General features: G+C 41.6%; 23 protein-coding genes and 3 riboswitches. Of the genes, 8 read left to right on the top strand and 15 right to left on the bottom strand.

Annotation, left to right across the window (positions count from 1 at the left end; genetic code table 11):
- Positions 1-100 precede the first annotated feature (100 nt).
- Positions 101-212: riboswitch (SAM riboswitch) on the bottom strand.
- A 192-nt stretch (positions 213-404) separates the two neighbouring features.
- The 9 genes from ACN6MY_RS22490 to ACN6MY_RS22530 all read right to left on the bottom strand — a co-directional run bounded on the left by ACN6MY_RS22490 (position 405) and on the right by ACN6MY_RS22530 (position 10,512).
- Entirely contained in the window at positions 405-1,718 is a 1,314-nt protein-coding gene (locus ACN6MY_RS22490) for an O-acetylhomoserine aminocarboxypropyltransferase/cysteine synthase family protein (protein WP_419882130.1), read from the bottom strand.
- Between the two features lie 117 nt (positions 1,719-1,835).
- Positions 1,836-1,940: riboswitch (SAM riboswitch) on the bottom strand.
- Between the two features lie 347 nt (positions 1,941-2,287).
- Positions 2,288-2,719 (bottom strand): hypothetical protein, encoded by a 432-nt coding sequence (locus ACN6MY_RS22495; RefSeq protein WP_419882131.1) that lies wholly within the window; start codon positions 2,717-2,719, stop codon positions 2,288-2,290.
- A 158-nt stretch (positions 2,720-2,877) separates the two neighbouring features.
- Positions 2,878-3,183, bottom strand: a complete 306-nt coding sequence (locus tag ACN6MY_RS22500) for a thioredoxin family protein (protein ID WP_419882132.1) — start codon at positions 3,181-3,183, stop codon at positions 2,878-2,880.
- Positions 3,184-3,188: 5 nt separating this feature from the next.
- The gene (locus ACN6MY_RS22505) at positions 3,189-3,551 is read right to left on the bottom strand and encodes a toprim domain-containing protein (RefSeq protein WP_071351301.1); all 363 of its coding nucleotides are present in this window, start codon (positions 3,549-3,551) and stop codon (positions 3,189-3,191) included.
- Between the two features lie 436 nt (positions 3,552-3,987).
- Positions 3,988-4,371 (bottom strand): glycine cleavage system protein GcvH, encoded by a 384-nt coding sequence (gcvH, locus tag ACN6MY_RS22510; RefSeq protein ID WP_071351302.1) that lies wholly within the window; start codon positions 4,369-4,371, stop codon positions 3,988-3,990.
- 82 nt (positions 4,372-4,453) lie between these two features.
- Positions 4,454-4,810, bottom strand: coding sequence for an arsenate reductase family protein (locus ACN6MY_RS22515; protein WP_419882133.1), 357 nt, complete (start codon positions 4,808-4,810; stop codon positions 4,454-4,456).
- Between the two features lie 145 nt (positions 4,811-4,955).
- Positions 4,956-6,740, bottom strand: a complete 1,785-nt coding sequence (locus ACN6MY_RS22520) for an acyl-CoA dehydrogenase family protein (protein WP_419882134.1) — start codon at positions 6,738-6,740, stop codon at positions 4,956-4,958.
- Between the two features lie 64 nt (positions 6,741-6,804).
- On the bottom strand, positions 6,805-7,983 hold the full coding sequence (locus ACN6MY_RS22525) for an acetyl-CoA C-acetyltransferase (protein ID WP_419882135.1): 1,179 nt from the start codon (positions 7,981-7,983) through the stop codon (positions 6,805-6,807).
- Between the two features lie 189 nt (positions 7,984-8,172).
- Positions 8,173-10,512 (bottom strand): 3-hydroxyacyl-CoA dehydrogenase NAD-binding domain-containing protein, encoded by a 2,340-nt coding sequence (locus ACN6MY_RS22530; RefSeq protein ID WP_419884257.1) that lies wholly within the window; start codon positions 10,510-10,512, stop codon positions 8,173-8,175.
- A 272-nt stretch (positions 10,513-10,784) separates the two neighbouring features.
- On the opposite strand from ACN6MY_RS22530, the gene ACN6MY_RS22535 reads away from it, so the two are divergent.
- Entirely contained in the window at positions 10,785-10,913 is a 129-nt protein-coding gene (locus ACN6MY_RS22535; protein WP_083392113.1) for a YuzL family protein, read from the top strand.
- Positions 10,914-11,081: 168 nt separating this feature from the next.
- Here ACN6MY_RS22535 and ACN6MY_RS22540 read toward each other — a convergent pair whose 3' ends face one another.
- Complete coding sequence (locus tag ACN6MY_RS22540; protein WP_419882136.1) at positions 11,082-11,996, bottom strand: proline dehydrogenase family protein; 915 nt, start codon at positions 11,994-11,996, stop codon at positions 11,082-11,084.
- 169 nt (positions 11,997-12,165) lie between these two features.
- Between ACN6MY_RS22540 and ACN6MY_RS22545 the strand changes: the two genes are divergently transcribed.
- Together ACN6MY_RS22545 and ACN6MY_RS22550 are read left to right on the top strand one after the other, a co-directional pair.
- Positions 12,166-12,447, top strand: coding sequence for a hypothetical protein (locus tag ACN6MY_RS22545; RefSeq protein WP_419882137.1), 282 nt, complete (start codon positions 12,166-12,168; stop codon positions 12,445-12,447).
- Positions 12,448-12,474: 27 nt separating this feature from the next.
- A complete protein-coding gene (locus ACN6MY_RS22550; RefSeq protein ID WP_419882138.1) occupies positions 12,475-12,813 on the top strand; it encodes a spore coat protein in 339 nt (112 codons plus the stop codon).
- Between the two features lie 75 nt (positions 12,814-12,888).
- Here ACN6MY_RS22550 and ACN6MY_RS22555 read toward each other — a convergent pair whose 3' ends face one another.
- Positions 12,889-13,968 (bottom strand): diguanylate cyclase domain-containing protein, encoded by a 1,080-nt coding sequence (locus ACN6MY_RS22555; protein ID WP_419882139.1) that lies wholly within the window; start codon positions 13,966-13,968, stop codon positions 12,889-12,891.
- A 447-nt stretch (positions 13,969-14,415) separates the two neighbouring features.
- Positions 14,416-15,591, bottom strand: a complete 1,176-nt coding sequence (locus ACN6MY_RS22560) for an FtsW/RodA/SpoVE family cell cycle protein (RefSeq protein WP_419882140.1) — start codon at positions 15,589-15,591, stop codon at positions 14,416-14,418.
- A gap of 253 nt (positions 15,592-15,844) precedes the next feature.
- Here ACN6MY_RS22560 and ACN6MY_RS22565 point away from each other — a divergent pair, with 253 nt between their 5' ends.
- From ACN6MY_RS22565 to ACN6MY_RS22575, 3 genes are all read left to right on the top strand, one after another.
- Positions 15,845-16,804: a LacI family DNA-binding transcriptional regulator gene (locus tag ACN6MY_RS22565; RefSeq protein WP_419882141.1), complete on the top strand. Its 960-nt coding sequence runs from the start codon at positions 15,845-15,847 to the stop codon at positions 16,802-16,804.
- 136 nt (positions 16,805-16,940) lie between these two features.
- Positions 16,941-17,122, top strand: a riboswitch (Lysine riboswitch).
- An 83-nt stretch (positions 17,123-17,205) separates the two neighbouring features.
- Positions 17,206-18,654 carry an amino acid permease gene (locus ACN6MY_RS22570; protein WP_419882142.1) on the top strand — a complete coding sequence of 483 codons (1,449 nt, stop codon included), beginning with the start codon at positions 17,206-17,208 and terminating at the stop codon, positions 18,652-18,654.
- A gap of 502 nt (positions 18,655-19,156) precedes the next feature.
- Positions 19,157-20,344 carry a D-alanyl-D-alanine carboxypeptidase family protein gene (locus ACN6MY_RS22575; RefSeq protein WP_419882143.1) on the top strand — a complete coding sequence of 396 codons (1,188 nt, stop codon included), beginning with the start codon at positions 19,157-19,159 and terminating at the stop codon, positions 20,342-20,344.
- 180 nt (positions 20,345-20,524) lie between these two features.
- Here ACN6MY_RS22575 and ACN6MY_RS22580 read toward each other — a convergent pair whose 3' ends face one another.
- From ACN6MY_RS22580 to ACN6MY_RS22590, 3 genes are all read right to left on the bottom strand, one after another.
- The gene (locus tag ACN6MY_RS22580) at positions 20,525-21,088 is read right to left on the bottom strand and encodes a YhcN/YlaJ family sporulation lipoprotein (RefSeq protein WP_419882144.1); all 564 of its coding nucleotides are present in this window, start codon (positions 21,086-21,088) and stop codon (positions 20,525-20,527) included.
- Between the two features lie 118 nt (positions 21,089-21,206).
- The gene (locus ACN6MY_RS22585) at positions 21,207-21,536 is read right to left on the bottom strand and encodes a DUF948 domain-containing protein (protein WP_419882145.1); all 330 of its coding nucleotides are present in this window, start codon (positions 21,534-21,536) and stop codon (positions 21,207-21,209) included.
- A 517-nt stretch (positions 21,537-22,053) separates the two neighbouring features.
- The gene (locus ACN6MY_RS22590; RefSeq protein WP_419882146.1) at positions 22,054-24,018 is read right to left on the bottom strand and encodes an LTA synthase family protein; all 1,965 of its coding nucleotides are present in this window, start codon (positions 24,016-24,018) and stop codon (positions 22,054-22,056) included.
- 644 nt (positions 24,019-24,662) lie between these two features.
- Here ACN6MY_RS22590 and ACN6MY_RS22595 point away from each other — a divergent pair.
- On the top strand, positions 24,663-24,938 hold the full coding sequence (locus ACN6MY_RS22595) for a DUF1450 domain-containing protein (protein WP_419882147.1): 276 nt from the start codon (positions 24,663-24,665) through the stop codon (positions 24,936-24,938).
- Between the two features lie 147 nt (positions 24,939-25,085).
- Positions 25,086-25,799, top strand: a complete 714-nt coding sequence (pssA, locus tag ACN6MY_RS22600; protein ID WP_419882148.1) for a CDP-diacylglycerol--serine O-phosphatidyltransferase — start codon at positions 25,086-25,088, stop codon at positions 25,797-25,799.
- Positions 25,800-25,830: the final 31 nt, after the last annotated feature.

Genomic DNA, 25,830 nt, shown 5'->3' on the forward strand with positions numbered 1-25,830 from the left:
GCATTATCTGTTCTTCATGCATGGCAGCCAGGCTGATCAGTGCCTTAAACAGAAAAAGCCTTTCTGCATGAGCAGAAAGGCAAGATAAGCTAAGGCCTTTCTCTCATCTCTAAAAGCTTTATCAGCTTTTTGTGAATTGGCACCTTTTCAAGGAAATCCTTGCCGGTTGCCGGGTTTCATAGGGCACATCCCTCCACCTCTCTCGATAAGAGCAACAGATATATGTAATTGACGGTTCACATCAATTATGTTCATTTTTAATTACGAAAGTGATCGTAACATACAGAAAGAAAATGTGTCAATGCATAACGATTAAAAGTTAGTAAAAATTTTAAATCCTTTGATAAACAATTTTTCCTGAATCAGCGAAGAAAGAGAATGCATGCCCGCACTCTCTTTCGGAATTATAAAGATTTCACAGCCAAGGACGCTAGGCCAGTTGCCTGTTCAATCGCCTGTTCAAGGTCTTCAATCAGATCGTCTGCATTTTCAATGCCGATTGACAGCCTGACTAAATCCTCGCTTACACCAGATTGAATCAGTTCGTCTTTATTTAACTGCTGATGGGTTGTGCTGGCAGGATGGATGATTAAGCTTTTTGCGTCTCCAACATTTGCTACATGTGACCATAGCTGGATGGAGTTAATCAGCTTGGCTCCTGCTTCTCTTCCGCCTTCAATCCCAAAAATGACAATGGCCCCTGCTCCTCTTGGAAGGTATTTATCTGCCAGCTTCCTATCAGGGTGATCTCTATGCCCCGGGTGTGACACCCATGTTACGGCCGGATGGTTTTCTAAATAATCAATGATTTTTCCGGTATTGGATACGTGCTCTTTCATCCTTACATGCAGGGTTTCCAGCCCGAGAGTGAATTGAAAGGCGCTTTGGGGACTGAGTGACGGCCCTAGATCCCTTAGTAATTGAACACGTGCTTTCGTTATAAAAGCAGCAGGGCCTGCAGCATCACTGTATACGATATTTCCATAGCTTGGATCAGGTTCCGTAAACCCTGGGAAATCAGGGGAATTCCAATCGAATTTCCCGCCATCCACGATGATGCCCCCTAGTACAGTTCCATTGCCTAGCAGCCATTTTGTAGCAGAATGCACAATAATATCAGCACCATATTCAATTGGCTTGCACAAATAAGGCGTGGCAAAGGTATTATCCACAATAAGCGGAATTCCTGCTTCATGGGCAATTTCTGCTATTTTTTCAATATCTAGTACACGAAGGCTTGGATTGCCGATCGTTTCACCGAATATTGCCTTAGTCTTTGGTGTAATGGCTTTACGGAAGTTCTCCGGATCATCCGGTTTTACGAAGGTAACCTTGATTCCATACCTCGGAAGTGTATTGGCGAACAAGTTATATGTGCCTCCATATAAAGTTGAAGCTGATACAATTTCATCTCCCGCTGAAGCAATATTCAAGATGGCCAGTGTGATTGCAGCCATTCCGCTTGATACGGCAAGGGCCCCGATCCCGCCTTCGAGCAGTGCCGCTCTTTCTTCAAAAGCAGTAACAGTCGGATTATGGATTCTGGTGTAAATATACCCCGGTTCCTTCAGTCCAAATAAATTGGCTGCATGATCTGTATCTTTGAACAAATATGCATTGCTTTGATAAATAGGCAATGCCCTGGCTCCTGTAGCATCTTCCTTTAGCCCTCCGTGAATGCTCAAGGTTTCAAAACGATAATTTTTGTTTTCTGCCATTTTCCTTCTCCCCCAACTTTTTATGAATTCATGGCTCTGAGTCATCTGAAATCATTCCTGGAAGGTTAACGAGAAACAAAAAAGCCTCTTCAAAAAGAAGAGGCTTTGCTTTATCTCTCCTTATCTGCCAGAGCCGATACTCTGCTGGAATTAGCACCGTGTATGATATATACCGGTTGCCGGGCTTCGATGGGCCAGTCCCTCCGCCACTCTTGATAAGATTCAGTTAATTAATCAGAAAATTTTGCTTAATCAAAAATATAACATACCCTTATGTAAATAGTCAAATTTTATTTTGGCATATTTGCCCCTGTTACTCTTGCCATTTAACTCCGCTACAGACTGTCATTTTCCTTGCTTTGCCGACATTATTTCAAAGCCTTGCTGCATATTCTCCGATAATAACAGATAGTTTGACTTTATTTCCTAAGAAATAAGAAAAAGGGGGAAGCCATCATCGCGTACCGGATTCTTTTGACATCAGCCGCATCGCCCCTGGAGCATGTCATGCAGCAGATACAGGTTCCATACTAACGCCCCCATTGAAGGAGGACTGGCTCGATAGAGACTTAAACACATAAAGAAAAAGGTTGTTGCCAGCAAATAAATTCCTGCGGTAATGGAAAATACGGCTGCATATCCCCAATAGCTGCCCAATAATATGACAAGAGAGGCAGATACCGGACCCATGAATGCCCACCCCAGGTTAAAGGCCCATCTGGTTCATGGAATTTGCCAGCCTTTAGAACGGTTGCTGCAAGTGACATCATTAAAGACATCTGTATGGGGTTTCCTGCATTCATTAAAAGCCTGCCGGAATAAAAAGGCGATGCCGCTATCCATAATTGACGGGTATACGCTTTAAGCAATAAGAAAGGCAGGGAAAGCAGCTGCAGAATAACAACGGATTTAACTTCTCCAAAGCGTTTTACAAACCTTGATCCGAGAAGCATAGCTGCTGCCGCGGCTCCCTGTCCTGCCGAGAGAGCAATAGCAATCATGGAATTGGACACAAAAAAAACGGTCAGCAAAATATAAAGTGAGATAAGGAGACAAGGCCTGACTGTATGAAAATATTGCCGAGAAGCAGCATTCTGACCTTTTCGCTTAACAGCACAAAAAAAATTCTTGCCTGTTTGGGCAAGAATGGTGATGTTTGTTATATTTCTTTAAGTACATCGTATATATACGGGACAGAATGAAAGGCGTATATCTTTTTATCAAGCTTGCCTTCTTTAAAAACCAATAAGCAGGGAACACTTTCTACTTCATATTCAGCTGCAATATTCGCCATATAGTTTAAATTCATTTTGCCGCAGTCCAAATCCGGAAAAAGCTCCAGGGAAACGGCAAGAATTTTCGAGGCAACCTGGCAAGTCCCGCACATTGGAGTGTATAGGTATAAACAAAATGTCCGATTCCATTTTACGGAAGTATTTAACTGTTCTTCATTCCACTCTTGCATATTACTTAATTCATCCTTTGTTCTAAATACACGGGGTTTACCTCAATATCTGCTGCCAATAAAACAGTAGCAATATGATTCATCGGCGAAGCAGCAACTTCTTTATACATTCGGTCTATATAAAGATGGTAAGCCTCTGGCATTTCTTTTTTAAACTGTTTGCGCAGCTTTTCCCCTGATTCATCAGCATCCACTAAAATATAAACATCTTTCTCAGCCAGTTCATCAACAAGTTCATCAAGCCTTGTAATTGAAATGGTGCCGTTGGTGCAGATGATTTCCACTTCTTCCTTCAATACACTTTTCACTTTTCTTTTATCTGAAGTTCCCTCTACAATAATTACTTTATCAGGTTGTCCGAATTCCATGCAATCACCGCCGCTAAAGGATAAAGTGAACCTTCCATCAGCAGAGGGCTCTCTCATCCCCGCTGATGATCAGTTGAACGAATCGGGCTTTCAGGCAGGGTTTCTAAAATTCACTGCCCCCATACGGGACAGAAATGCGTACCCTGTTCATATAATAACCCAAAACAGAAAAAAAGTGTCCAAAGTGCTTTCTTTGTAAAAGGCTCTTTTCTTAAAGATTGTTGTTTTCCAATAAGTTCTGTGAGGCGATCCCCGTGTTAAGTCAGTTTGATTGGTGCGTTTAGTGCGAGACTCCTGCGGGATTAGCGGAACAGGTGAGCCCCCCGGAAAGCGAGCATCCTGGAGCGGAAATCAGCCACCTTGTTCCATTGCCGCAACGTTTACGAAAAAAGCACTGTAAAAAAATAGAGAAGGCAAGAAGCCTTCCCGTCATGCATTATCCTTCGTTTGTCATTTCATCATACTGCTCAGAAGTCATAAGGCTTTCCACTTCACTGCTGTCAGAAGGCTCAATAACAACCATCCATGCCTTTTCATAAGGTGAATCATTTACATACTCAGGGTTGTCATTTAGCTCTTCATTGACTTCTACCACTTTACCGCTGATTGGCGCATAAAGCTCAGAAACCGTTTTAACAGACTCTACGCTGCCGAATGGCTCATCTGCTTTCAGCTCGTCTCCCACTTCAGGAAGCTCAACAAAAACGATATCGCCCAATTCTGATTGTGCAAAATGTGTAATGCCAACGCGGACTTTGTCGCCTTCTGTTTTTACCCACTCGTGTTCCTCTGAATAACGAAGATCCTTTGGTGTTGCCATGGTATATCCCTCCAAGGTATGTAAAATTATGATCTATTATAGTATAAAATAGATTTCTCTGATTTGGTGCAAAAAACTTCTTCTATTGCCAAATCTTTTGGTATTCCTGTTCATTGAACCCGACTGTCACTTGATTTCCGTCTGAAGCAATCGGCCTTTTCAGCAGCATTCCGTCCGAGGCCAGAATATCCAGCTTTTCTGAGTCAGAAGCATCCTTAAGCTTGTCTTTTAAACCAAGCTCCCTGTATTTTTGGCCGCTTGTATTAAAAAACTTCTTTAATTCCAAGCCGCTTTTCAGGTAAAGCTCTTCAATCAGCTCCCTTGAAGGGGGATTTTCTGCTATATGGACAGCTTCATAAGCAACCTCATGATCATCCAGCCATTTTTTCGCATTTCTGCATGTGCCGCATTTTGGATACCAATAAAATATCAATCCCATGGTTTCACCACCTAACGATAGGATACCCGTTTTTAAGCATTAATTCAAAAAATAAGCTATGCTTCCAGCAAAAAAACAGCTGCCGGACATACAAAAGCAGGAATATCCATTTTGGATATCCCTGCGGCTCCGATTGCCATACTAATTAAAGCACATATTTTTCTGCGTCTAACAATTTCACTGAAGCTTCGCGTTTTTTAGCAATCACATTAACAGGATTATGCCTTGTTAATTTGCGCAGTGAAGAAAGCATGATGCGCAATGTATCGCCGGCTTCTACCGCAACCAGGGTTTCCTTCGCATGCTGCTCGATTTGATTGAATGACTCCTGGCAGAAAATTTGAGTATAAAGAAGCTTCTGCTGGTTCTTTTCTTCTCCGGATTGTGCAATAGCTTTTTCTGTACGAAGCACAACAGATTCCATGGCATATGCAAGAGAAGCAAGGTCAGCTATGTTAACCAGGATTTCTTGTTCTTGCTCAAGCTTGTTCCCAAACTTTTGTGCAGCAAGCCCTGCAGCCAGCAACCCGATTTTCTTAGCATTTTTCACTAGCAGCTTTTCTTGTGCCAGCGGCTCATCACCAGGTTCTTCCGGCATTAGCATCATCAGCTCTTCCTGCAGGCTTTGTGCTTTTTGAAGAAGAGGAAGCTCACCCTTGAAAGCTTTCTTTAAGAATGTGCCCGGAACCAGCAGGCGGTTAATTTCATTTGTTCCTTCAAAGATCCGGTTGATTCTGGAATCACGGTAAGCTCTTTCGATTTCATATTCCTGCATGAAACCATAGCCTCCGTGCAGCTGAACGCCTTCATCCACTACATAGTCAAGAACTTCTGATGCGAAAAATTTATTCAGTGAACACTCGATGGCATACTCTGCAATAGAATTTGCCACTTCCTTGCCGTCTTTTACCTGTTCGTCTGTAAGCTGGCTCATCCTGCTTTCGAATAGACCGACAGTACGGTAAACAGAGCTTTCTGCAGCATAAATCTTAGATGCCATTGTAGAAATTTTTTCTTTTGTTAAGTTAAAAGAAGAAATTGGCGTCTTGAATTGCTGGCGCTGGTTTGTATATGCTGCTGTAAGGGCAAGTGCGTGCTTGGAGGCTCCCACAGCTCCTACACCTAATTTATAACGTCCGATATTAAGGATGTTAAAGGCGATAACATGGCCTCTTCCTTCTTCACCCAGAAGGTTTTCAACAGGCACCTTGGCATCTTCCAAGATCAATGTGCGTGTTGATGAACTTTTGATGCCCATTTTCTTTTCTTCTGCGCCCGTAGAAACGCCTGGATATTCACGCTCTACGATGAAGGCAGAGAACTTTTCTCCATCAATCTTCGCATACACAACGAATACATCTGCAAAACCTGCATTAGTAATCCATTGCTTTTCTCCATTAAGGATATAATGTGTGCCTTCAGCATTCAATTTAGCCGTTGTTTTTGCGCCAAGTGCGTCAGAACCTGAACCTGGTTCAGTGAGTGCATATGCTGCAATTTTTTCTCCTGTTGCTAGTAATGGAAGGTATTTATGTTTTTGATTCTCATTTCCAAAAAGGACGATTGGCAGTGAACCGATTCCAACATGCGCTCCATGAGTGATGGAAAATCCGCCAGCACGGGAAAGTTTTTCAGAAATCAGTGCTGAGCTGACCTTATCAAGCCCCAGGCCGCCATACTCTTCAGGAACATCCGCTCCAAGAAGCCCAAGTTCACCCGCTTGCTTCAATAGCTTTACGGAGCGGTCAAACTCATGCTTCTCCAGGTATTCGACCTGCGGAAGAACTTCATTTACCAAGAAGTCATCTGTCGTTTTTGCAATCATAATTTGTTCATCAGAGAATTCTTCAGGTGTAAAAACCTGGTCATACGTAACATCCTCTACTAGAAACCCGCCGCCTTTTACTATGCTTTCAGTTGATTTTGACATCTTGTTACCTCCTAATATATTAAATGAAATGAGTATCTATTAATCTAGACGTTTTCCTTCCGCATTATCCGATAAGCTCAAATACTCCTGCAGCACCCATTCCTCCGCCAATACACATGGTCACTACTCCAAACTGTGTATTTCTGCGCTTCATTTCATGCAGCAGGCTTAAAGTCAGCTTTGAACCTGTACATCCAAGCGGGTGTCCCAGAGCAATTGCGCCCCCGTTCACATTGACGATTTCCTCATTCAAGCCAAGTTCGCGGATGATTTGAATGGACTGGGAAGCAAATGCTTCATTCAGCTCAAATAATCCAATATCAGATAGTTCAAGTCCGGCAAGCTTGAGGGCTTTTGGGATAGCGGCAACCGGGCCGATTCCCATAATTTCAGGCGGAACCCCGGCAACAGCAAAAGATCTGAACCTGCCCATCGCACTCAGTCCTAATGAGGAAGCTCTTTCGCTGTCCATCACCATGACCGCTGCAGCACCGTCGCTCGTTTGTGAAGCATTACCCGCCGTTACAGTGCCTTTAACGGAAAATGCAGGCCTCAATTTAGCGAGGATTTCTGAAGTCGTTCCTTCGCGTACTCCTTCATCCTGTGTAAATTGAAATGTCTTTTCTTTTATCTTATGATCGGCTCCAACGGACCTCAATGTAACATCCACTGGCACGATTTCATCAGCAAACTTTCCTTCTGCTATCGCTTTGGCTGCTTTCTGGTGGCTCCTTACAGCAAAAGCATCCTGATCTTCGCGTGAAATACCGAACTTCCTCGCGACTTCCTCTGCTGTATGGCCCATTCCCATATAATATTCAGGAGCCGTTTCAGCAAGCTTTGCATTGGGGCGGGTTACATGGCCCATCATTGGCACAAGGCTCATAGACTCTGCACCGCCGGCAATCACGGTATCGCTTTGGCCAAGCATGATTCTCTCAGCAGCATATGCTATGCTTTGAAGTCCGCTTGAGCAGTACCGGTTAATGGTGATGGCAGGCACATTGTGCGAAAGCCCGGCAAGAGCACCTATGTTTCTTGCCATATTTAGCCCTTGCTCCGCTTCAGGCATGGCACATCCAATAATCAAATCATCAATATTGCCTTCGTAATTTCCAGCGCGTTTTAAAGTCTCTTTTACTACAAGAGCCCCTAAATCATCCGGACGGACGTTAGCAAGCGACCCTTTTTTCGATTTACCAACCGGAGTCCTTGCTCCAGCCACTATTACCGCTTCTCTCATGAGGGATCCTCCTTATTAGAACGCAGCGCCTTATTGAATGGTTCAGACTCCTTGAAATCAGTATGGACGGCTGCAGCAGGACAAAGATTTCTTTGGCTGCCCAGCCGATTTTCTTCCCGCTGATACATCTGCCTGCACATAAACCGGCGCTTGGGTTAGTTAATCATTTTTTACATTCTTCATTTAATCTTAATTGCGCAGCGGCTTACCTTTAAGGAGCATATGCTGCATCCTCTGCTGAGATTTAGGCAGCGCTATCAAACTTAAAAATGCCTCTTTTTCCAGATCCAGCAGGTACTGTTCGTCGACTTCTGTACCATATGGCACTTTGCCTCCCGCAAGTACGTAGGCCAATTTCTTGGCAATGCACATATCATGATCAGAAATAAATCCTGTCAGACGCATCGACTCTGCTCCCAATAGAAGGGCGGCATATCCTGTTTCACCGACTACAGGAATCTTCACCCTTGCAGGGGCTGTATATCCTGCTTCATACAGCGACAGTGCAGCCTGTTTGGCATCATACAGCAAATGATCAGGGTTAACGCTAATGCCGTCAGCAAAACTCAGGAAATTATTTTCCCGTGCTTCATCTCCTGAAGTAGATACTTTAGCCATGGCTACAGCTTCAAACACCTTGTTGGCTACCTTTTGAAGATCAAACTCGACTCCTTGCGGCATGCTCTTCAGATGCTTGTAATAAAGCTCTTTTGTGCCTCCGCCTCCAGGTATTAACCCAACTCCGACTTCCACAAGCCCCATATACGTCTCAGTGGAGGCCTGAATATGTGCTGCAGGAAGGCAAACCTCCGCTCCTCCTCCAAGAGCCATATTGAAAGGAGCTGCTACAACTGGTTTTGCGCTATATTTAATTTTCAGCATCGCTTTTTGGAATTGGCTGATCACCATATCCAATTCAAAGATGTTATCATCCTGCGCTTCCATGAGCATCATGGCAATATTGGCGCCTACGCAGAAGTTTTTCCCCTGATTCCCGATGACAAGACCCTTGTAATTCGCTTCCACTTCATCCACTGCGTAGTTAATCATCTGGATAATATCAAGTCCAATTGCATTATTAGGGGACGTGAACTCAAGCAATGCAATACCATCTCCGATATCAATCAGGCTTGCACCGCTGTTTTTCTTAATTACGCCGTTTTGCTGTTTTATTTTTTTAAGATTGATCACCTTTGGATTCTCTGTGATCTCCTTGTATTCTCCGTTACTGTAGTAGGAGGTTTCTCCAGCTTCCTGCTTGTAAAAAGATGTAAATCCTTTATCTGCCATATCCTTTATCCACTGCGGCACAGTGTGGCCCTCTTTCTCCATCCTTGCAACCGATTTTTCGAGGCCAATTGCATCCCATGTTTCAAATGGTCCCATTGACCAGCCGAATCCCCATTTCATAGCCTGGTCGATAGCAAGGATATCATCAGCGATATCACCAAGGAGTTCAGCAGAATACAGAAGTACAGGTTTTAATACATTCCATAAAAGCTGGCCGGCACGGTCCTCACTGTATACAAGCGCTTTCATTTTTGCCGGGACCCCTTTAGCCTGCTTGCTTAATTCTGTCGATGCTGTTTTTAATTTCTTTCTTTCTTCATATTCAAGTGTTTCAGGATTCAGCTCCAGGATTTCCTTGCCTTTTTTCAAAAAGAAGCCCTGTCCAGACTTGCTTCCAAGCCATCCCTGATCAAGCATTTTTTTCATGAAATCAGGCAATTGGAAAACTTCTTTTTCTGCTCCATCTACCTGGTCATACACATTTTTGGCAACATGTGAAAAGGTATCCAAACCTACAACATCCAAAGTGCGGAATGTAGCGCTTTTTGGCCTTCCGATCATCGGGCCAGTTACTGAATCCACTTCACCGACGCTATAGCCGCCTTCAAGCATTTCACGGACAGTCACCAATAGCCCGTATGTGCCAATTCGGTTCGCGATAAAGTTTGGCGTATCTTTTGCTTCGACAACGCCTTTGCCTAATATATCTTCTCCGAATTGCTTCATGAATGACAGCACTTCAGGATCTGTGAATTGAGTAGGAATCACTTCCAATAATTTTAAATACCGTGGAGGATTGAAAAAATGAGTGCCGAGGAAATTTTTCTGAAAGTCCTCTGAACGGCCCTCAGCCATCGCTTCAATCGATATACCTGAAGTATTTGAACTTATAATGCTTCCAGGCTTGCGGTACTGATCTACTTTTGAAAAAACATTTTTTTTGACTTCCAGATTTTCAACGACAACTTCAATGACCCAGTCAATATCTTTGAGTCGCTCCCAGTCATCTTCCAGGTTTCCTGCTTCAATAAGCGCGAGATTTTTTTTCGCAGTCAATGGAGCCGGCTTCTGTTTAAGAAGCTTAAGCTTAGCTGTTTGGCTGATCCGGTTGCGTACCTGTTTATTTTCCAGTGTTAAGCCTTTTTTCTTTTCATCCTCAGAAAGCTCACGAGGAACAATATCTAATAATAAAGTTGGAATGCCGATATTAGCAAGGTGTGCAGCAATTCCTGATCCCATAACTCCCGATCCAAGAACTGCAGCCTTTCGTATTTGACGAACCAAAATCATATCCCCCTTACGAAGTGTATTGAATGAATGCTCATTCATTTTTCTCGCAAAAAAATATAAATTCATTTTCCCTATATTAACTATAGAATATTTTAGAAAATTCCGCAATCAAAAAATACCAGAAAATTAGAATTTATTGTCCTTTACTTTTTTGAAAATAACTTCCTCTCATGATTGCCGGCTTCCCTGCAGAAACTATAATAGAACGCGAGGTGAATAGCATGAAAAGAAAACAAGATCCCACAAAGGCTGCAGTTAGTGCTGCCAGTGTAAAAGGAAACGCCGGTCCATCACCGGAACAAGGCGGGAAAAATAAGGTGAACAGCCAGAACAATCAGTATAAAAGGTAGCCTGAAGCCAAGACATAATATCCTTCATCAGGCTTCTTTTGACGGATAGCAGAACCGGCAACTCCGGACAGTTATCCCCGCTTGCCTTTAAGCTGTATAGCGGGGGCAGCTTCCCGTTTTATCAGGGAAAAGCCATGCTTATGGCAGCCTGGCTTTTCCCTTAAAAGTTTATTTAAAAATACCCTTCAATACAAAAGCAACATTGGCGGGCCGCTCTGCCAGGCGCCGCATGAAATACCCGTACCAGTCTGTTCCATAAGGGACATACACACGCATCTTATAGCCTTCTTTAGCAAGTTCAAGCTGCCGTTCATTGCGGATGCCGAACAGCATTTGAAACTCGAACTGATTGTTCGGAATATTATATTCCTTTACCAGTTTTTTGGTGTACTCAATTATAGCATCATCATGGGTGGCAACTGCTGTATAGTTTCCGTTCAGAAGATGCATTTTTATGATTTTTTTGTAGTTATCATCTACATCCTTCTTTTCCGGAAAAGCTACCTCAGGTGATTCCTTATAAGCTCCTTTTACAAGACGGAGATTTGGGCTGTATTCATTTAGATCTTTAATATCCTGTTCAGTCCTGTAAAGATACGCCTGGATGACTGTGCCAATGTTATCGTATTCTGATTTTAGCTTCTTGAAAATATCAATTGTTATTCCGCATCGGGCGAAATCTTCCATATCAATCGTTACGAACACTTGATTTTCCTTTGCCGCTTCAAGGATTCTTCTCATGTTATTCATGACAACGCTCTCATTTATATCCAGACCCATAGATGTCATTTTAAGAGAAAGCTGAGAATCCAGTCCGCGCCTGCCGATTTCCTTGATTGCCACAATGCAATTATCCGCCATTTCATTGGCTTCCTTTTCATTATCCACAAATTCTCCAAGGTAATCGATGGTTACAGACAACCCCTTATTATTCAAATCCTTTATAACTTCTGAAGCAAGCTCAACTGTTTCTCCTGCTACAAATCGGGAAGCTCCGAACCTCAAACCATATCTTTTGGCCATCTTGGTCAAGCCTCTATTTTTAGATAAAAAGAGAAAAAAATTCCTCATTGTTTGTTCCATCCTGCATCCCCCTGAAAACGGTTTATAGTTTATTAAAACAGAAAATAACCAAAATTTCGACACCATTATTTTATCATTTAAAACTATATTTGGATACAAATTATTGAGGTATATACCATGAGGAACAGGGAAGTTTATAGAGGAATGAATTTGCCAAGGAGGTAAAACCATGCAACAGCAAAATGCAAATCAAAACCAACAAGGCTCCAGTGCACAAATCATGCAGCAGCCGCCCCAAATTTTATCTTCAAAAGATGCCATGTATTTGACAGACATGCTCTCCTGGAACATGCTGGCTGTAAAAAAGGCCCGCTTCTTCGCCGAACAGTGCCAGGACCAGAAAGTGGTGCAGGCACTAAATCAATGTGGTCAAATGCATCAGCGCCACTATGAAACCATCCTTTCACATTTAAGCAAAGGACAGCAATCAAGCGGAAATCAGCTGCAATAAACATTTATAGAACAAGGAGGACCTAAGATGCCAGATCAGAATAAGATTCAAAATCCGGAAACATCCGTTTCAAAGACAACTCAAATGAATGATCGCGACTTTTTGAATGATATGCTTTCAACAGAAAAGTATTTTAATTCTTCATATTCTATTGCATTAAATGAAGCCAGCCATTCAGGGCTTTATAACGAATTGCTGAACATTTCCACTGAGACGAAGGATATGCAGCGCACATTGTATAATTTAATGTTCGAGATGGGATGGTATTCTCTTGAAAAAGCGGAACCTCAGAAAATAAGCCAATCATATCAGCAGTTTACGGGTTATAAAAACCAGCTTCCCTACAGCCAGCAGGAGCTTCAATAGCACAATCCTTCTCAAATAACTTTCACAGGGCACCAAGGTAGACTTGGCGCCCTGCATTATGTTTTATGTAAACCCTCATTTTGTTAGAACAGATTCTGTTCTATAAGATCTGTTTCTCTTTGACTCGTATAGCCGGTCATCTGCAAGCTGTATGAAATCCTGGAGCGTTTCCGGCATATTCGGCCTTATAGTTGCAATTCCCGCACTGACTGTCACATAAGGTTTATGAAAAGATGATTCGTGGATGATCCGGAGATTTTCAACTGCAGACATCAATTCTTCAGCAAGCTTCTTTCCAGAACGGTAGTCTGTATACGGCAAAAGGACAGCAAATTCCTCCCCGCCGTACCTGAAAACTGTCCCTTTTTCGCCCGCAGCCTTCTTTAAAGCCCCAGCCACGAACCTTAAACAGGCATCTCCCTCAATATGTCCATAAGTATCGTTATAGCTTTTAAAGCAATCAATATCCAGCATGATCAATGAAAGCTGGCCTTTTTTATCTTTCATTTCACTCCAAAGCTCTTTTATAAGAATGTCAAAATAACGGCGATTGGGAATCTCAGTTAATCCATCTGTAAGTGACAGATTCTGTAATTGCTTATTCTTCTCTTTTAATAAGTGATCCACCCTCATGACTTCAGTGATTTCTGTAAAAGAAAGAGCAGTTCTGCTTTTTCCAGAAGCTGATAAAAAGGACTGCCATTGAACAATAAGCCACTTTTCAATACGTCCAGTTTTTTTGCTTTTTAAGCCTATAATTTCTTTTTGTCCCGCTGCATGATTTTCCTGCCCCTGGAGCATTTGCCATTTACTTATGGCCTTGCCGTCTCCATCTGTAATATCCCAGATGCCGTCAAATTCATCTGCACTTTTTAAGCCAAGAATTTGATTTCCAGCTGCATTAAGATTGAGGATATTTCCCTCTGCATCTGCAACTCCGTATCCGCCTGGTATGCACGGATCAAGATGATCTGGCTTTTGGCTGAAACGTCTATATAAATAACCTGCAGCACAGACAATATGCAGAAGTACGAATAGCAGCCAGACAAGGCTGTTATCTTCTCCGTAAAAAGCGGCAGCAATATCGATGAAAATTAAAATAATAATATCAAAAGGGAGAGAAATTCCAAGCGGATTTTTCCTAAGCCCATTCATGTAACTGTCCTCCAGCTGATCTCGAATAGTATATAGTACCCTGATGGCCAGAATAAAAAACCAAAAACAAGCCTAATAGCCCACTCCAAAATACCTTGAACACAAAAAGCGTAAGCGCCTGTTCAGCCCCGACAAGCATAAGACGCATAAGAATTGAAGGCGCCCTTTACCTTCAACTCTTATGTGGCTTATGACCTCGAGGGGGTAGGCGCTGGAGCTGGATTACACAAAAAGCGTAAGCGCCTGTTCAGCCCCGACAAGCATAAGACGCATAAGAATTGAAGGCGCCCTTTGCCTTCAACTCTTATGTGGCTTATGACCGAGGGGCTAGGCGCTGAAGCTGGATATAAAAAAGCGTAAGCACCTGTTTAGCCCTTGTCCTGTGTCAAACGGCAAAAAAAAGACAAGCACATAAACTGTGCTTGCCCTCCTAACAAACTCTGCAGATTAGGAATCAGTTGAGAACATATATTTTTTATAATGGTAACGGATGCTGAAGATCAGCCCCATGCCAAGCATGTTGCCCATCAGCGAGCTTCCTCCATAGCTAATGAATGGAAGCGGGATACCTGTGATCGGCAGAACACCGATTGTCATTCCAATGTTTTGGAATACGTGAAAGGTAATCATACTGATAATGCCCACACAGAGGTACGTATAGAAATTGTTCTTGGTATCCATGCCTATTTTCGTAATGTGATAAACAAGCAAAAAGAATAAACTGATAACGATGCTCGAGCCGATGAATCCGAACTCTTCCCCTATAACGGTGAAAATGAAGTCTGTATGGCCCTCGGGAAGATAGACCTCGCGCCCGTCCAGACCCTTTCCTGTCGTCTGTCCCGAACCTATTGCCAATAGCGATTTTGTTAATTGAAAGCCTTCATTGCTTTGATAATTATAAGGATCGATCCACGAATAAATCCTGCCTAATTGGTATTGCTTCACTCCAAGATATTTATCTAATATTTTGGGCTGCCATAAAACCAGATAAATGATAACTGATCCAAAGGCCGCTACTCCCGAAAAAATCGGTACGATAATTTTCCAGGAGACTCCGGAAATAATAACCATACCTGATAAAATCGCTATTAATACGAGAGATGTCCCAAGGTCAGGCTGCTGCATGATTAATGCCAAAGGAATGAGTGTTACGATTCCGAGCTTAATGAGCAGCCAAAAATCCGTCTGAATAGTCTTGACCTGATTTTTAAGATGATGGCTTGAACTGACATTCGCCAGTGCCATAATCAGGAATATTTTCATGAACTCCGACGGCTGCAAAGAGCCCATTGCCGGAACTTTGAACCAGCTTTTAGCACCATTAACGGGCTTAGCTATGCTTTCAGGTGCCACTATGAGTAAGATAAGGAGAAAAATCCCAAATCCATATGTATACCAGGATATTTTCTTTAGCTGATCAGAATCAAGGGTGATGGTAGCGGCAATAAATCCTGCGCCTACTCCATACCAGACAATCTGTTTTAACAAAAAGTTTTCGCCATGATACTGTCCTGACTTCTGTGCACTGTATATGGAAATAGCACTAGCTATAAACATAAGAAATAATATAAATGCCAACCCGTAATCTAATCGTGTGGAACCATTTTTTTCTGATTTCATGATAACTCTCCCTTAAAGAGGACAACGCAAATAATCCAATTAAAATACACCTTCTCATTATACTTTAATCAGACAAAATCTCAACAATATATAGACCTGGATATTTTTTCTTATTTTTATCCCTGCCTTTGGATTAAAGGGAGCATGATTGTTTCTTAAAATAGAGAAAAACCCGATTGATTAACCCTTATCTGGCAGAGCCTTTTAACATCAGGTAAAATATGAGAAAGAGCAAAAAAAGAATGGTGATAAAATGGCAAATATCCGGCAGATTGCACAGCTCGCTGGAGTTTCAGTGACAACAGTTTCAAGGGTGCTCAATAATCACCCTTATGTAAGGAATGATAAAAAAGAAGCAGTCCTGCGCGCTATTGAGGAATCTCAATATTCCAGGAATATAAATGCAGTCCACCTTTCCCGCGGGAAAACCAATCTGATTGGAGTTGTCAGCCCATATTCCAACCACCCTTACTACGGGGGAATCATTGAAGGCATCTCTAAGAGGGCCCAGGAGGCCGGCTGCCATTTGGTGATTTTCCAGACGGATTATATAAAGGAAAAAGAACAGGAAGCCCTGGAAATGCTGAAGATGAAACAGCTTGATGGAGTAATCATCTGCTCAAGAAGCAGCGATATTTCCCTATTAAAGGACTACCTGTCGTATGGGCCCATCATTTTGTGTGAAGATACGTCACAGACAGCCTTTTCATCGGTTAGCATTGACCACTATGCTGCCTTTTCCTGCGCACTCATGCATGTAGCAGAAAAAGGGCATAAAAAAATCGGCTACAGCCTTGGGAGAAAAAACAGCAGAAATAGCTCCCAGCGTACTAAGGCATATAGAGATATGATCCAGAAATACAATGCAGAGTACCAGGAAAACTGGATATTTGAAGGCTGCTATACCATGAAGGACGGAGAAGAACTTTTTCATAAATGGAGCATGCTGAAAAACAGGCCAGATGCCTTGATCATCACTAATGATGAAGCTGCTGCCGGCTGTATGATTGCGGCAAGGAAATCAGGGATTCAAATACCAGAACAATTAGCAATTGTTGGTTTTGACAATAACTATATTTCAAAAATGCTGGACATTACAACCGTTTCACTGCCGCTAGAACAAATTGGAATAACTTCCTTTGAGCTTCTTAGCAGCCAAGAAGCCAGACAAGTTAAGCTGGACTACTCACTTATCGAGAGGAAATCAGTTTAAGCTGCACTTTCCGCTTTTCGCAGTAAACGCCAGGAAAGGTAAAATAAAACTATTGCGGAATCACAAAAACTCATTTATACTGCTAACATATCAAACCGGCATCACTGCCGGATTTAATTGAATATTCCTCATTAACCGATGAGGTAGAGGCCGCGGCTTATATCAGTATAACGGACGAGATACAGTGAATATTAAAGACTCCGTTAAAAAGGATAAGCTGCCGAAGAGTGGAATCATTCCTGTTTTTCCACTCTGGCGATGTTTTCGAACAGGAACATCACTGTCACGTTTTTTTGAACGTGGGGAGCTATCTTCGGAAGGATTACACGGGTATAACAGCCGTCGATCTTTTTCGACGGCTGTTTTTTGTGTTTTCTTCCAAATCTAAAGGAGTGTAATACATGACAAAGCAAGCTGAGAACCAAAATAACCAGCTTAAAAGAGGACTGAAGGCAAGGCACCTCAGCATGATATCGCTAGGCGGCACCATTGGCACAGGGCTCTTTTTAGCCAGCGGCGGAGCAATCCATACAGCAGGACCCGGCGGAGCACTGGCTGCTTATGCAGCTATTGGCATTATGGTGTATTTCCTTATGACTGGCCTGGCTGAAATGGCAGCCTTCATGCCTGTAGCCGGGTCATTCAGGGTGTATGCCAATAAATTTGTGGATCCAGCGTTCGGATTTGCGCTTGGCTGGAACTACTGGTATAACTGGGCAATCACTATAGCAGCTGAGCTTTCCGCCGCAGTGCTTATTATGAAATTCTGGTTTCCTGACTCCCCCTCAAGCCTTTGGAGCGGCATTTGTTTAATTATCATGTTTCTTTTAAATTATCTGTCCGTTAAGGGCTTTGGAGAAGCCGAATTTTGGTTTTCTTTGATTAAAGTAATAACTGTCATTATCTTTATTATTGTCGGATCTTTAATGATTTTTGGAATTATGGGCGGCAAAGCCATTGGTTTCGGAAATTTCACAGTCGGAGATGCTCCTTTCCATGGAGGATTCCTGACCATCCTCGGCATCTTTATGGCAGCAGGCTTCTCTTTTCAGGGAACAGAGCTTTTAGGAATTGCCGCGGGCGAGAGTGAAAATCCGCGAAAAACCATCCCTAAGGCAATCCGTCAGGTGTTTTGGCGTATTATTCTGTTTTATATACTGGCCATCCTGGTGATCGCCCTCATTATCCCTTATACCAACAGCAGCCTTTTAAGCAGCAATGTTGCTGTCAGTCCATTTACATTAGTTTTCCAAAAAGCTGGATTGGCATTCTCGGCCTCCGTCATGAACGCCATCATCCTGACAGCTGTCTTATCAGCCGGCAATTCAGGAATGTACGCTTCTACAAGGATGCTATGGGATATGGCCCGCGAAGGCAAGGCGCCGCGTTTCTTAGGAAAACTCGATAAAAGAGGCGTTCCGGTAAATGCATTGATAGTGACTGCGCTTGTCGGCACACTTGCTTTTTTAACGACATTCTTTGGAGACGGAGCCGTTTATGTCTGGCTGTTAAATGCATCAGGTATGTCAGGCTTCATCGCATGGGTCGGAATCGCAATCTGCCATTATCGCTTCAGAAAAGCGTATGTGGCTCAGGGAAGAGATTTAAATGAACTGCCCTACCGTTCAAAATGGTTCCCATTCGGACCGCTTTTTGCCTTGGTCATTTGCATCGTGATTATTTTAGGGCAAAACTATACAGCCTTCACTGGCAGTTCCATTAACTGGAGCGGTGCATTAGTTTCCTATATCGGCCTTCCGCTTTTTCTTATATTCTGGCTTGGACATAAATACATGTACAAAACAAAGATGGTTCCTTTAAAAGAGTGCGATTTTGAAAATGAACTTTAATAAATAAGACGTTTTATATCCAATCATGTTTTTTAAAATCACACAGGGAAAAGCATTCGTTATCAGCCATGCGCTGTACACGAATGCTTTTCCTTTTTTATTTGGCATTAGCAAGCAGAAGTATTATCGGTCTATTTCTTGGATCTCTTCTAAAACATGTTGTTTTTGTTGTTTTTTAATGAGTTCTGTGAGGCAGTCATATTGTTAAATCAGCCACCTTTTTCCATAGCAGCAAAGTTTACGAAAACAGCCTTTATAAAAAGCACCGCCGCTTTTAATTTACATAAGCGGAAATAGATCGGTCACAAATGGCAAAGACTAAAAAAGGCTGCTCCGTAAAAATCCCAAATACTTCATATTATGAGGGAATCCTCCTTAAATATTAAGGAGGCATTAAGGAAGGATTACAATTTCAATATAAACAGAGACACAGCCATTTCACCCTCCCGTTTTGCCTTATGATGGTGAAGGATTAAATTTAAAAAATATCAGGAGAAGAGACATGAACAGATATATGAACGCATTGCGCATCTTATTTTTCACATTTATTTTCATTTTTTCGGCTTCTGTAACCCATTCAGAGGCTTCATCACTAACAGCTCCTGACATCACAAGCGGTGCTGGCGTTGTAATGGATGCTAAAACCGGAAAAATCCTATTCGGCAAAAATGCTGAGCAAAAAATGTACCCTGCCAGTTTGACGAAGGTAGCAACAGCCATTTATGCACTGGAAAAGGCAGATCCAAGAGAATTAGTTACGGTCAGCGGGAAGGCTGCTAATGAAATTGGCTCTTCCGTATATATTGAAAAGGGCGAAAAGATACAGCTAAAAAAGCTTATCGAAGGGTTTTTGATTAACTCGGGCAATGATGCTGGAGATGCAATTGCTGAGCATCTGTCTGGCAGCGAAAAGCAATTTGCCATTGACCTCAATCATTTCTTGAAGAGTGAGGTGCATGTTCAACACACACATTTCACCAATCCGCACGGTCTCTTCAATTCTCAGCATGTTACAACAGCAGAGGATCTTGCGAAAATCACCCGGTTCGCACTTCAGAACCCTGATTTCAGAACCTTTATAGGAACTAAAGAACTGCCTTGGCATGTTAAAACCTGGGATACGACACTGGTTACCCATCATAAGCTTTTAAAGGGAGAATTCCCATATGAAGGTATCACGGGCGGAAAAACCGGTTATGTTCGCCAGGCCGGGCATACCCTGATAACTACAGCTCACAGAAACCAGCTGGATTTGATTGCAGTCACATTGAAAAATAATTCTTCAAAAAATGCCTATCTAGATACAGAGAAACTGCTGGATTATGGTTTCAATCATTTTGTGACAGCAAAGCTCAATAAAAACGAAAAGTTTAAACTGGCTGAAAAAACCTACTCACTAAAAAGTGATGTCTATTATACACAGGCAAAAGCCGACCATCCAAAAGTTTTAGCCATGAAAGACGGAAAACTTTCTATAAAAAACCAAGTGGGTCAGGTTATCCAATCCTTTAACCTCCAGCATATTGCATATGCTGAGGAAAAGCAGGATTTAAAAAGCACTCAATCAAAGCCATCGCCAGCCCGCCATGCTTTTTTCTCTATTTGGTCAATAGCGATATGGGTTCTTATCATCGTTATATTGACGATCATTATTAAATCGATCAGGAAAAGAAAGCAAAAAAACAGATAACGCAGATACATTGAAGAAGATCAAATTGATCTTCTTTTTTGTGCTTCATTCGGCTTCAAAGTACTGGCTTACCTAACCGCCCCAAGAGGCTGCTGCAGCGGATATCAGCAGGAGAAATAAACAAAACCAACAAAAAAAAAACGGCAAAACCAAAGGAACTTGGCCTTGCCATATTATGATTTATCTTGCATCAGGAAAGATGCGCTTGATTGTCTGGCTGAATTCATGTGCAAATCCTTTAACAGGTTTGCCGTTCTGGAAATCATTTGAATAGTTATCCAAACGCTGAACAAAGTCCGGGTTGATTGACACGTAAACTTTGTCAACAGATTTGTCGCTTTCTTTAACCTTATCGGCAATCTTATTTTCCAATGTTCCTGTTACATCTTTAACGTTCTTATCCACCAGCACGGCACCTACATATGCAGTATGGTCTGCCAGGACTACTCTTGCATGCTTGACGTCTTTCAGTGCTTCCACACGATTAGCTACTTTATCAGAGAAGCTGTAATCATTGTCATGACGATTTGTCATCTGATTAATGGTACCATTATTTGCAGGATCATTATTCATGATATCAGGGCGGTTATTGTCTCCAGTATTCCTGACATCCATCGTGTTATTGCGGTCTTTATGGTTGCTTGTATTCAACCCCAGATTTCTTTTTCCATCATTATTATGATCAGCGGCACACCCAGCGATAAAAAGCGCCAAAGCACCGCTTGCTGCTACAGCAAACTTCATTTCCCTTCACTCCTTTATAATGTTTATATGTTTACTATCCGTCTTTTCCAATTAAATATTCAGCAAAAAAATGGCAAAAAAAAACACCTCTTTATAGAGGTGCCCGCAAAATTATAGTTTATCTCATACGTACAGAAGGATGCCGTTTTTTCTTTCCTTTTACTGCCTTCCAGATTTGCTTAAAGGATTCTGGAGAAGCTTTAGCAGAATCCATAGTGTATTGGACCGCTTCCTTTTTGTATTCCATATCCTCTGCAATTTCCTGCTGTGTTCCGGTTAGTTTATCTGTCTCTGTTTTGATGAGCTGGGTTTTAGCCTGCATCCTTCCTGCAGTTTCCGACAAGCTGGCTAAAGCTGGTTTTGTGTCTTTATATGTCTTTACGGCTGATATAGCCAGATATATTAAAGATCCTGCAACCAGAATGATACTTGCATAAACAATAATCATATTTCATCCTCCTTCTGCAAAAATCTTTACTCACTTTTTAAAAAAAGGCTCTGTTAAGCTTTCCTGCTGATTTCTGCTACAGACGCCTTTGCCCAGCCTCTTGTTCAGACGGGCTTCGCCTTAATCCCCTCAGGATATAAGCATTTTTCAATCCAATAAATAAGTGCATATATCAGCCTTGTCACACAACCTTAAAAAGCTGCTCTGCACCGGCTGAATGAACCTTTGCTGTCCATTCACTCATTACATATATTTACCCACTCTTTCAGGCAAAAAACAAGAACTGCAGAAAAATTCCCGGATATTTCATCGCAGTCAAACTTTCAATTTGCCGGTTCGGCCATCAAACAGCCAGATTTATGAGCTGAAAGAATCCACGTCGCGCTTCGGAAGAGATTGTGAAGAACTCCCAGAATGGTTATTCCGCTATACTATATATTTAACCGCAGAAATTCATTCAGCCAAACTTTACGCAGCAAAAAAGCCGGGAAGAACAAGTCCCGGCTTTTTGCTTTGTTTATTCACCTGACGTTTGAGCCTTTGGAGCTCCTTCATCATGATTATAATCATACTTGTTAGGATCTATAGGCTTGAAGCCTTTTGGTGTATAAAATCTTAATAAATCTCCATTGACGACTTCATCAGAAAGTCTCAGCATGTTTTCAACCATCTTTTCATCGCTGGTAATTTCATCATTCTTCTTAATCAGTTCGCCTGTCTTTGAATCATAGTACTTTCCGTTAAGCGATGTTACTTTTGGAGAAACAAAATCTCCATTTCGGAAAGGAACAACTTGGCGATGCTGTTTTGAGAGCAGATCTGATCCAAACTGCACATAATCTTTTGTATCAATTCCAAGCAAGTGCATAAGAGTTGGCATTAAATCAACCTGGCCGCCGTATTGGTGCATTTGGCCGCCCTTCACTCCTGGAACATGAATGAACAATGGCACACGCTGAAGCTGCGCATTTTCAAACTTGTTAACATCTTTGCCCAGTAGCTGGGACATTGCTTTATTATGGTTTTCGGAAATACCATAGTGGTCACCATACATAATAATAATTGAATTATCATATAGACCTGACTTTTTCAGGTAATCAAAGAATTGACGGTATGCTTCATCCTCATATCGCGCTGTCTGGAAATAGCCATCAACAGAAGAGTCTCCTGTTGTTGCTTTAGGAATTGTAGCATCGGCCGGATCCAAAGGATACGGGAAGTGATTGGAAAGCGTAATGAACTTCGCATAAAATGGCTGCGGCAATGTCTTAAGCATTGGAATCGATTCCCGGAAGAAAGGCTTATCCTTTAATCCATAATTCATCACATCATTATCATTCATATCATAGTAGCTGGCATCAAAGAATTTATTATAACCCAGTGATTTATAAATCTTGTCTCTGTTCCAGAAGGTTTTGTAGTTCCCGTGGAACACAGCAGAAGTGTAGCCTTTTTCACCAAGTATGCCTGGTGCTGCCTGATAGGTGTTTTGAGCCTGTGTAGTAAAAGCTGCACCCTGCGGCAGACCGAATAATGAGTTTTCAAGCATAAATTCTGCATCAGCGGTTTTCCCTTGTCCTGTCTGATGGAAGAAATTATTGAAATACATGAAGTCTTTATTATTATTCGCAAGAGAATTCAAAAACGGTGTGACTTCCTGTCCGTTAAGCTTGTAATTGATCAGGAAATTCTGTGTTGATTCCAAGTGCAGGTAAATTACATTTTTCCCTTTTCCTTTCCCGAAATAAGCAGGATTAGGAGGGGACTGTGCTGCCTTTGTATAGTTTACAACCTCAGCTATATCTGTACTGTTGGCTGTGGCGCGCTGTGCATAGGTTTTTGTATTTTGGATGGCATCATAAACGGTATAGTTGTACATGCCCAAATATTTCACAATGTAATTCCTGTCAAAGGTTCTTGACAGAAGCTGAGGACGGTCTTTCTCTGCCAGTGCAAGGTTAATCGAGAAAGCAAAGATAGCCAGGATGAAAACGGATGCAACTGTACGGCGTTTCATCTTAATTTGTTCCGGTTTTATAATTTTCACATTGTAAAGCACGATTAAAATAATGGTATCCAGGAAATATAAGATATCATAGGGTTTAAGCAGTGCAGTGACACTTTGTCCTAGATCACCAGCATTTTTCACCTGTGTCAATGTCGGCAGTGTGATAAAATCGCTGAAGAAACGGTAATACGTAAAGTTGGCATATAATAGGAACGACAGGACCAAATTCAGGGCGATGATCCACTTATATGCTTTTTTGCCCTTTGCTAAAAGCGCTAATCCAAAAATGAAGATGGCTGAGCTTATCGGATTGATGAATAGCAGGAATTTCTGCATGGCATTATCTATGCCTAAGTTTAGCTCCACTCTATATCCGATATAGGTTTTTATCCAAAACAAAACAACTGCTATTAAGAAAAAGCCCAGCAATCTTTGAGTCAGTAAATCCCTGCTCTTTTTCAACAAGTTATTCATGATTTCACCTCTATCAATCTAGTGGTAATAATTTTTTAAGTAAAATGTAAAAAACTCTCTTACCGGTTGACTAAGAGAGGCGTACATGCACGACTAATGATACCTACGGGTGAATAATAAGTCAACAGCAGTCCGCTGTTTACCCGTAATTACCATCGTGCCCCTCTTACTGGTTTTACAAATTATAACATTCGCATAAGGACAGGTTAAGGTTCTAAATACTCAATTATCTTATGAACGAGCCTTTACAAAAATTACATGAAATTATTACATTTTTAACAAGAAACAATAACATGTTTAATACTATAAACAATTTAAAGGAAAATGACCAATAAATATAACTTCCACTTTCGTACTCTGATTTTCCTTTTTTTACCTCTTTTAATTTTATATTTCTTTAATTAAAAAAAGCCAACTTTGATCAAGCAGCGCCCGGCAGGTTCATGATATTTTAAAGACTTCACTATTATAAATGATTACTTACTACATTTCCACTATATTACATATACAGCGATAATTCAGATTTTTCGATGCAGTCCTTCCATTCCCCGATTCACCCTTATTTTCCAGATGTTTCATGATATAATGGGTGCTTAAGCTTCACTTCACCATAATACTCAAAAAGATTAAAGGAAGTGTTCCCGATGAAATCACTTTTCTCCAGGATACTGCCGAAACAAAAATCCATAACCCTTGAGTTCTGCCAAAATAATCTGGATCAATTTATTCAGGAAGGTGAAAGTTTTTCCGCATACAGAGAAACTTTGACTAAGCCGGGTGTCCATTACAAAGAGTATGAATGTCTAAGCAACTGCCTTATTTGCAGGACCCAGCCATATTGCAGGATAAACGGGGAAACAATAACAGGACAGGATGCGTCAAATCTGCTGTATAAAATAAAAGAAATAGCAAAACTTTAAGATGACAGCAAGCCTATCCATACGCAATGTGCAGGGCATCGGCAGAATAGTGAACATTTCCTGCTAAAATACCGGCACGTGCTGTATAATAAACATGCAAAAAACACTATGAAAATTTTTCATGTTCAGGAGAATTTTAATTAGGGAGTGAGAAAGATAGTAAAAAGAGGCATACCGAATTTATTCACATTATTTAACTTATTTTTCGGTTTTCTATCTATAATGTTTTCAGCACAAGGACACTACAAAAATGCAGCAATCCTTATTTTAATAGGCATGATGCTGGACAGCATGGATGGGCGTATTGCAAGAATGCTGAATGCAGAAAGCGAATTGGGAAAAGAACTCGATTCACTTGCAGATATTGTAACCTTCGGAGTTGCACCTGCAATGATGGCATATTATACCTTCTTCTCGGATTTCGGAGTTGCCGGGATGGCCATTGCCGGTTTATTTCCTTTATTTGGCGCCTACAGGCTGGCGCGGTTCAATATTAATGCAGTAAAATCTTCTCTGCACTATTTCACAGGAGTTCCTATTACAGCAGGAGGAGGGCTTTTAACTTTATTTACCCTGCTTCATGGCAAAATGCCTGTGTTTATTTTACCTCTGGCATTTATCGTCCTTTGTATTCTTATGGTAAGCAAAATAAAGATTCCAAGCCTAAAGGAAATTCCTCTCCCTAAATACGGGACCATCATCACACTGTTTCTAGCTTATGCAACTTATATGGTTTTTGAGAAAAAGCCTAAAGATTTTCCTTATTTTATTTATGTAGCTATTCCTTTATATATTGCCTTCATCAGCTACCAGCTCGTCAGAAAAAAAGAGAAAAGGAAAGAAAACAGCAGCCGCAAATGAAACGGCTGCTGTTTTCTTTTCAAATTAGAAT

It is taken from the genome of Peribacillus sp. B-H-3, assembly GCF_048572925.1.
GTDB lineage: Bacteria > Bacillota > Bacilli > Bacillales > DSM-1321 > Peribacillus.

Excerpts from the sequence above, each read along its gene's own strand:
- ACN6MY_RS22535 (WP_083392113.1), top strand. The coding sequence starts at position 10,785 with ATGAAAAGAAAACAAGATCCCACAAAGGCTGCAGTTAGTGCTGCCAGT.
- ACN6MY_RS22560 (WP_419882140.1), bottom strand. The coding sequence starts at position 15,591 with ATGAAATCAGAAAAAAATGGTTCCACACGATTAGATTACGGGTTGGCA.
- ACN6MY_RS22585 (WP_419882145.1), bottom strand. The coding sequence starts at position 21,536 with ATGATTATTGTTTATGCAAGTATCATTCTGGTTGCAGGATCTTTAATA.
- ACN6MY_RS22515 (WP_419882133.1), bottom strand. The coding sequence starts at position 4,810 with ATGGGATTGATATTTTATTGGTATCCAAAATGCGGCACATGCAGAAAT.
- gcvH (WP_071351302.1), bottom strand. The coding sequence starts at position 4,371 with ATGGCAACACCAAAGGATCTTCGTTATTCAGAGGAACACGAGTGGGTA.
- ACN6MY_RS22500 (WP_419882132.1), bottom strand. The coding sequence starts at position 3,183 with ATGCAAGAGTGGAATGAAGAACAGTTAAATACTTCCGTAAAATGGAAT.
- ACN6MY_RS22495 (WP_419882131.1), bottom strand. The coding sequence starts at position 2,719 with ATGATTGCTATTGCTCTCTCGGCAGGACAGGGAGCCGCGGCAGCAGCT.
- ACN6MY_RS22580 (WP_419882144.1), bottom strand. The coding sequence starts at position 21,088 with ATGAAGTTTGCTGTAGCAGCAAGCGGTGCTTTGGCGCTTTTTATCGCT.
- ACN6MY_RS22550 (WP_419882138.1), top strand. The coding sequence starts at position 12,475 with ATGCCAGATCAGAATAAGATTCAAAATCCGGAAACATCCGTTTCAAAG.
- ACN6MY_RS22575 (WP_419882143.1), top strand. The coding sequence starts at position 19,157 with ATGAACAGATATATGAACGCATTGCGCATCTTATTTTTCACATTTATT.
- ACN6MY_RS22570 (WP_419882142.1), top strand. The coding sequence starts at position 17,206 with ATGACAAAGCAAGCTGAGAACCAAAATAACCAGCTTAAAAGAGGACTG.
- ACN6MY_RS22490 (WP_419882130.1), bottom strand. The coding sequence starts at position 1,718 with ATGGCAGAAAACAAAAATTATCGTTTTGAAACCTTGAGCATTCACGGA.
- ACN6MY_RS22555 (WP_419882139.1), bottom strand. The coding sequence starts at position 13,968 with ATGAATGGGCTTAGGAAAAATCCGCTTGGAATTTCTCTCCCTTTTGAT.
- ACN6MY_RS22595 (WP_419882147.1), top strand. The coding sequence starts at position 24,663 with ATGAAATCACTTTTCTCCAGGATACTGCCGAAACAAAAATCCATAACC.
- ACN6MY_RS22540 (WP_419882136.1), bottom strand. The coding sequence starts at position 11,996 with ATGGAACAAACAATGAGGAATTTTTTTCTCTTTTTATCTAAAAATAGA.
- ACN6MY_RS22525 (WP_419882135.1), bottom strand. The coding sequence starts at position 7,983 with ATGAGAGAAGCGGTAATAGTGGCTGGAGCAAGGACTCCGGTTGGTAAA.
- ACN6MY_RS22545 (WP_419882137.1), top strand. The coding sequence starts at position 12,166 with ATGCAACAGCAAAATGCAAATCAAAACCAACAAGGCTCCAGTGCACAA.
- ACN6MY_RS22530 (WP_419884257.1), bottom strand. The coding sequence starts at position 10,512 with ATGGGATCAGGAATTGCTGCACACCTTGCTAATATCGGCATTCCAACT.
- ACN6MY_RS22505 (WP_071351301.1), bottom strand. The coding sequence starts at position 3,551 with ATGGAATTCGGACAACCTGATAAAGTAATTATTGTAGAGGGAACTTCA.
- ACN6MY_RS22565 (WP_419882141.1), top strand. The coding sequence starts at position 15,845 with ATGGCAAATATCCGGCAGATTGCACAGCTCGCTGGAGTTTCAGTGACA.
- ACN6MY_RS22590 (WP_419882146.1), bottom strand. The coding sequence starts at position 24,018 with ATGAATAACTTGTTGAAAAAGAGCAGGGATTTACTGACTCAAAGATTG.
- ACN6MY_RS22520 (WP_419882134.1), bottom strand. The coding sequence starts at position 6,740 with ATGTCAAAATCAACTGAAAGCATAGTAAAAGGCGGCGGGTTTCTAGTA.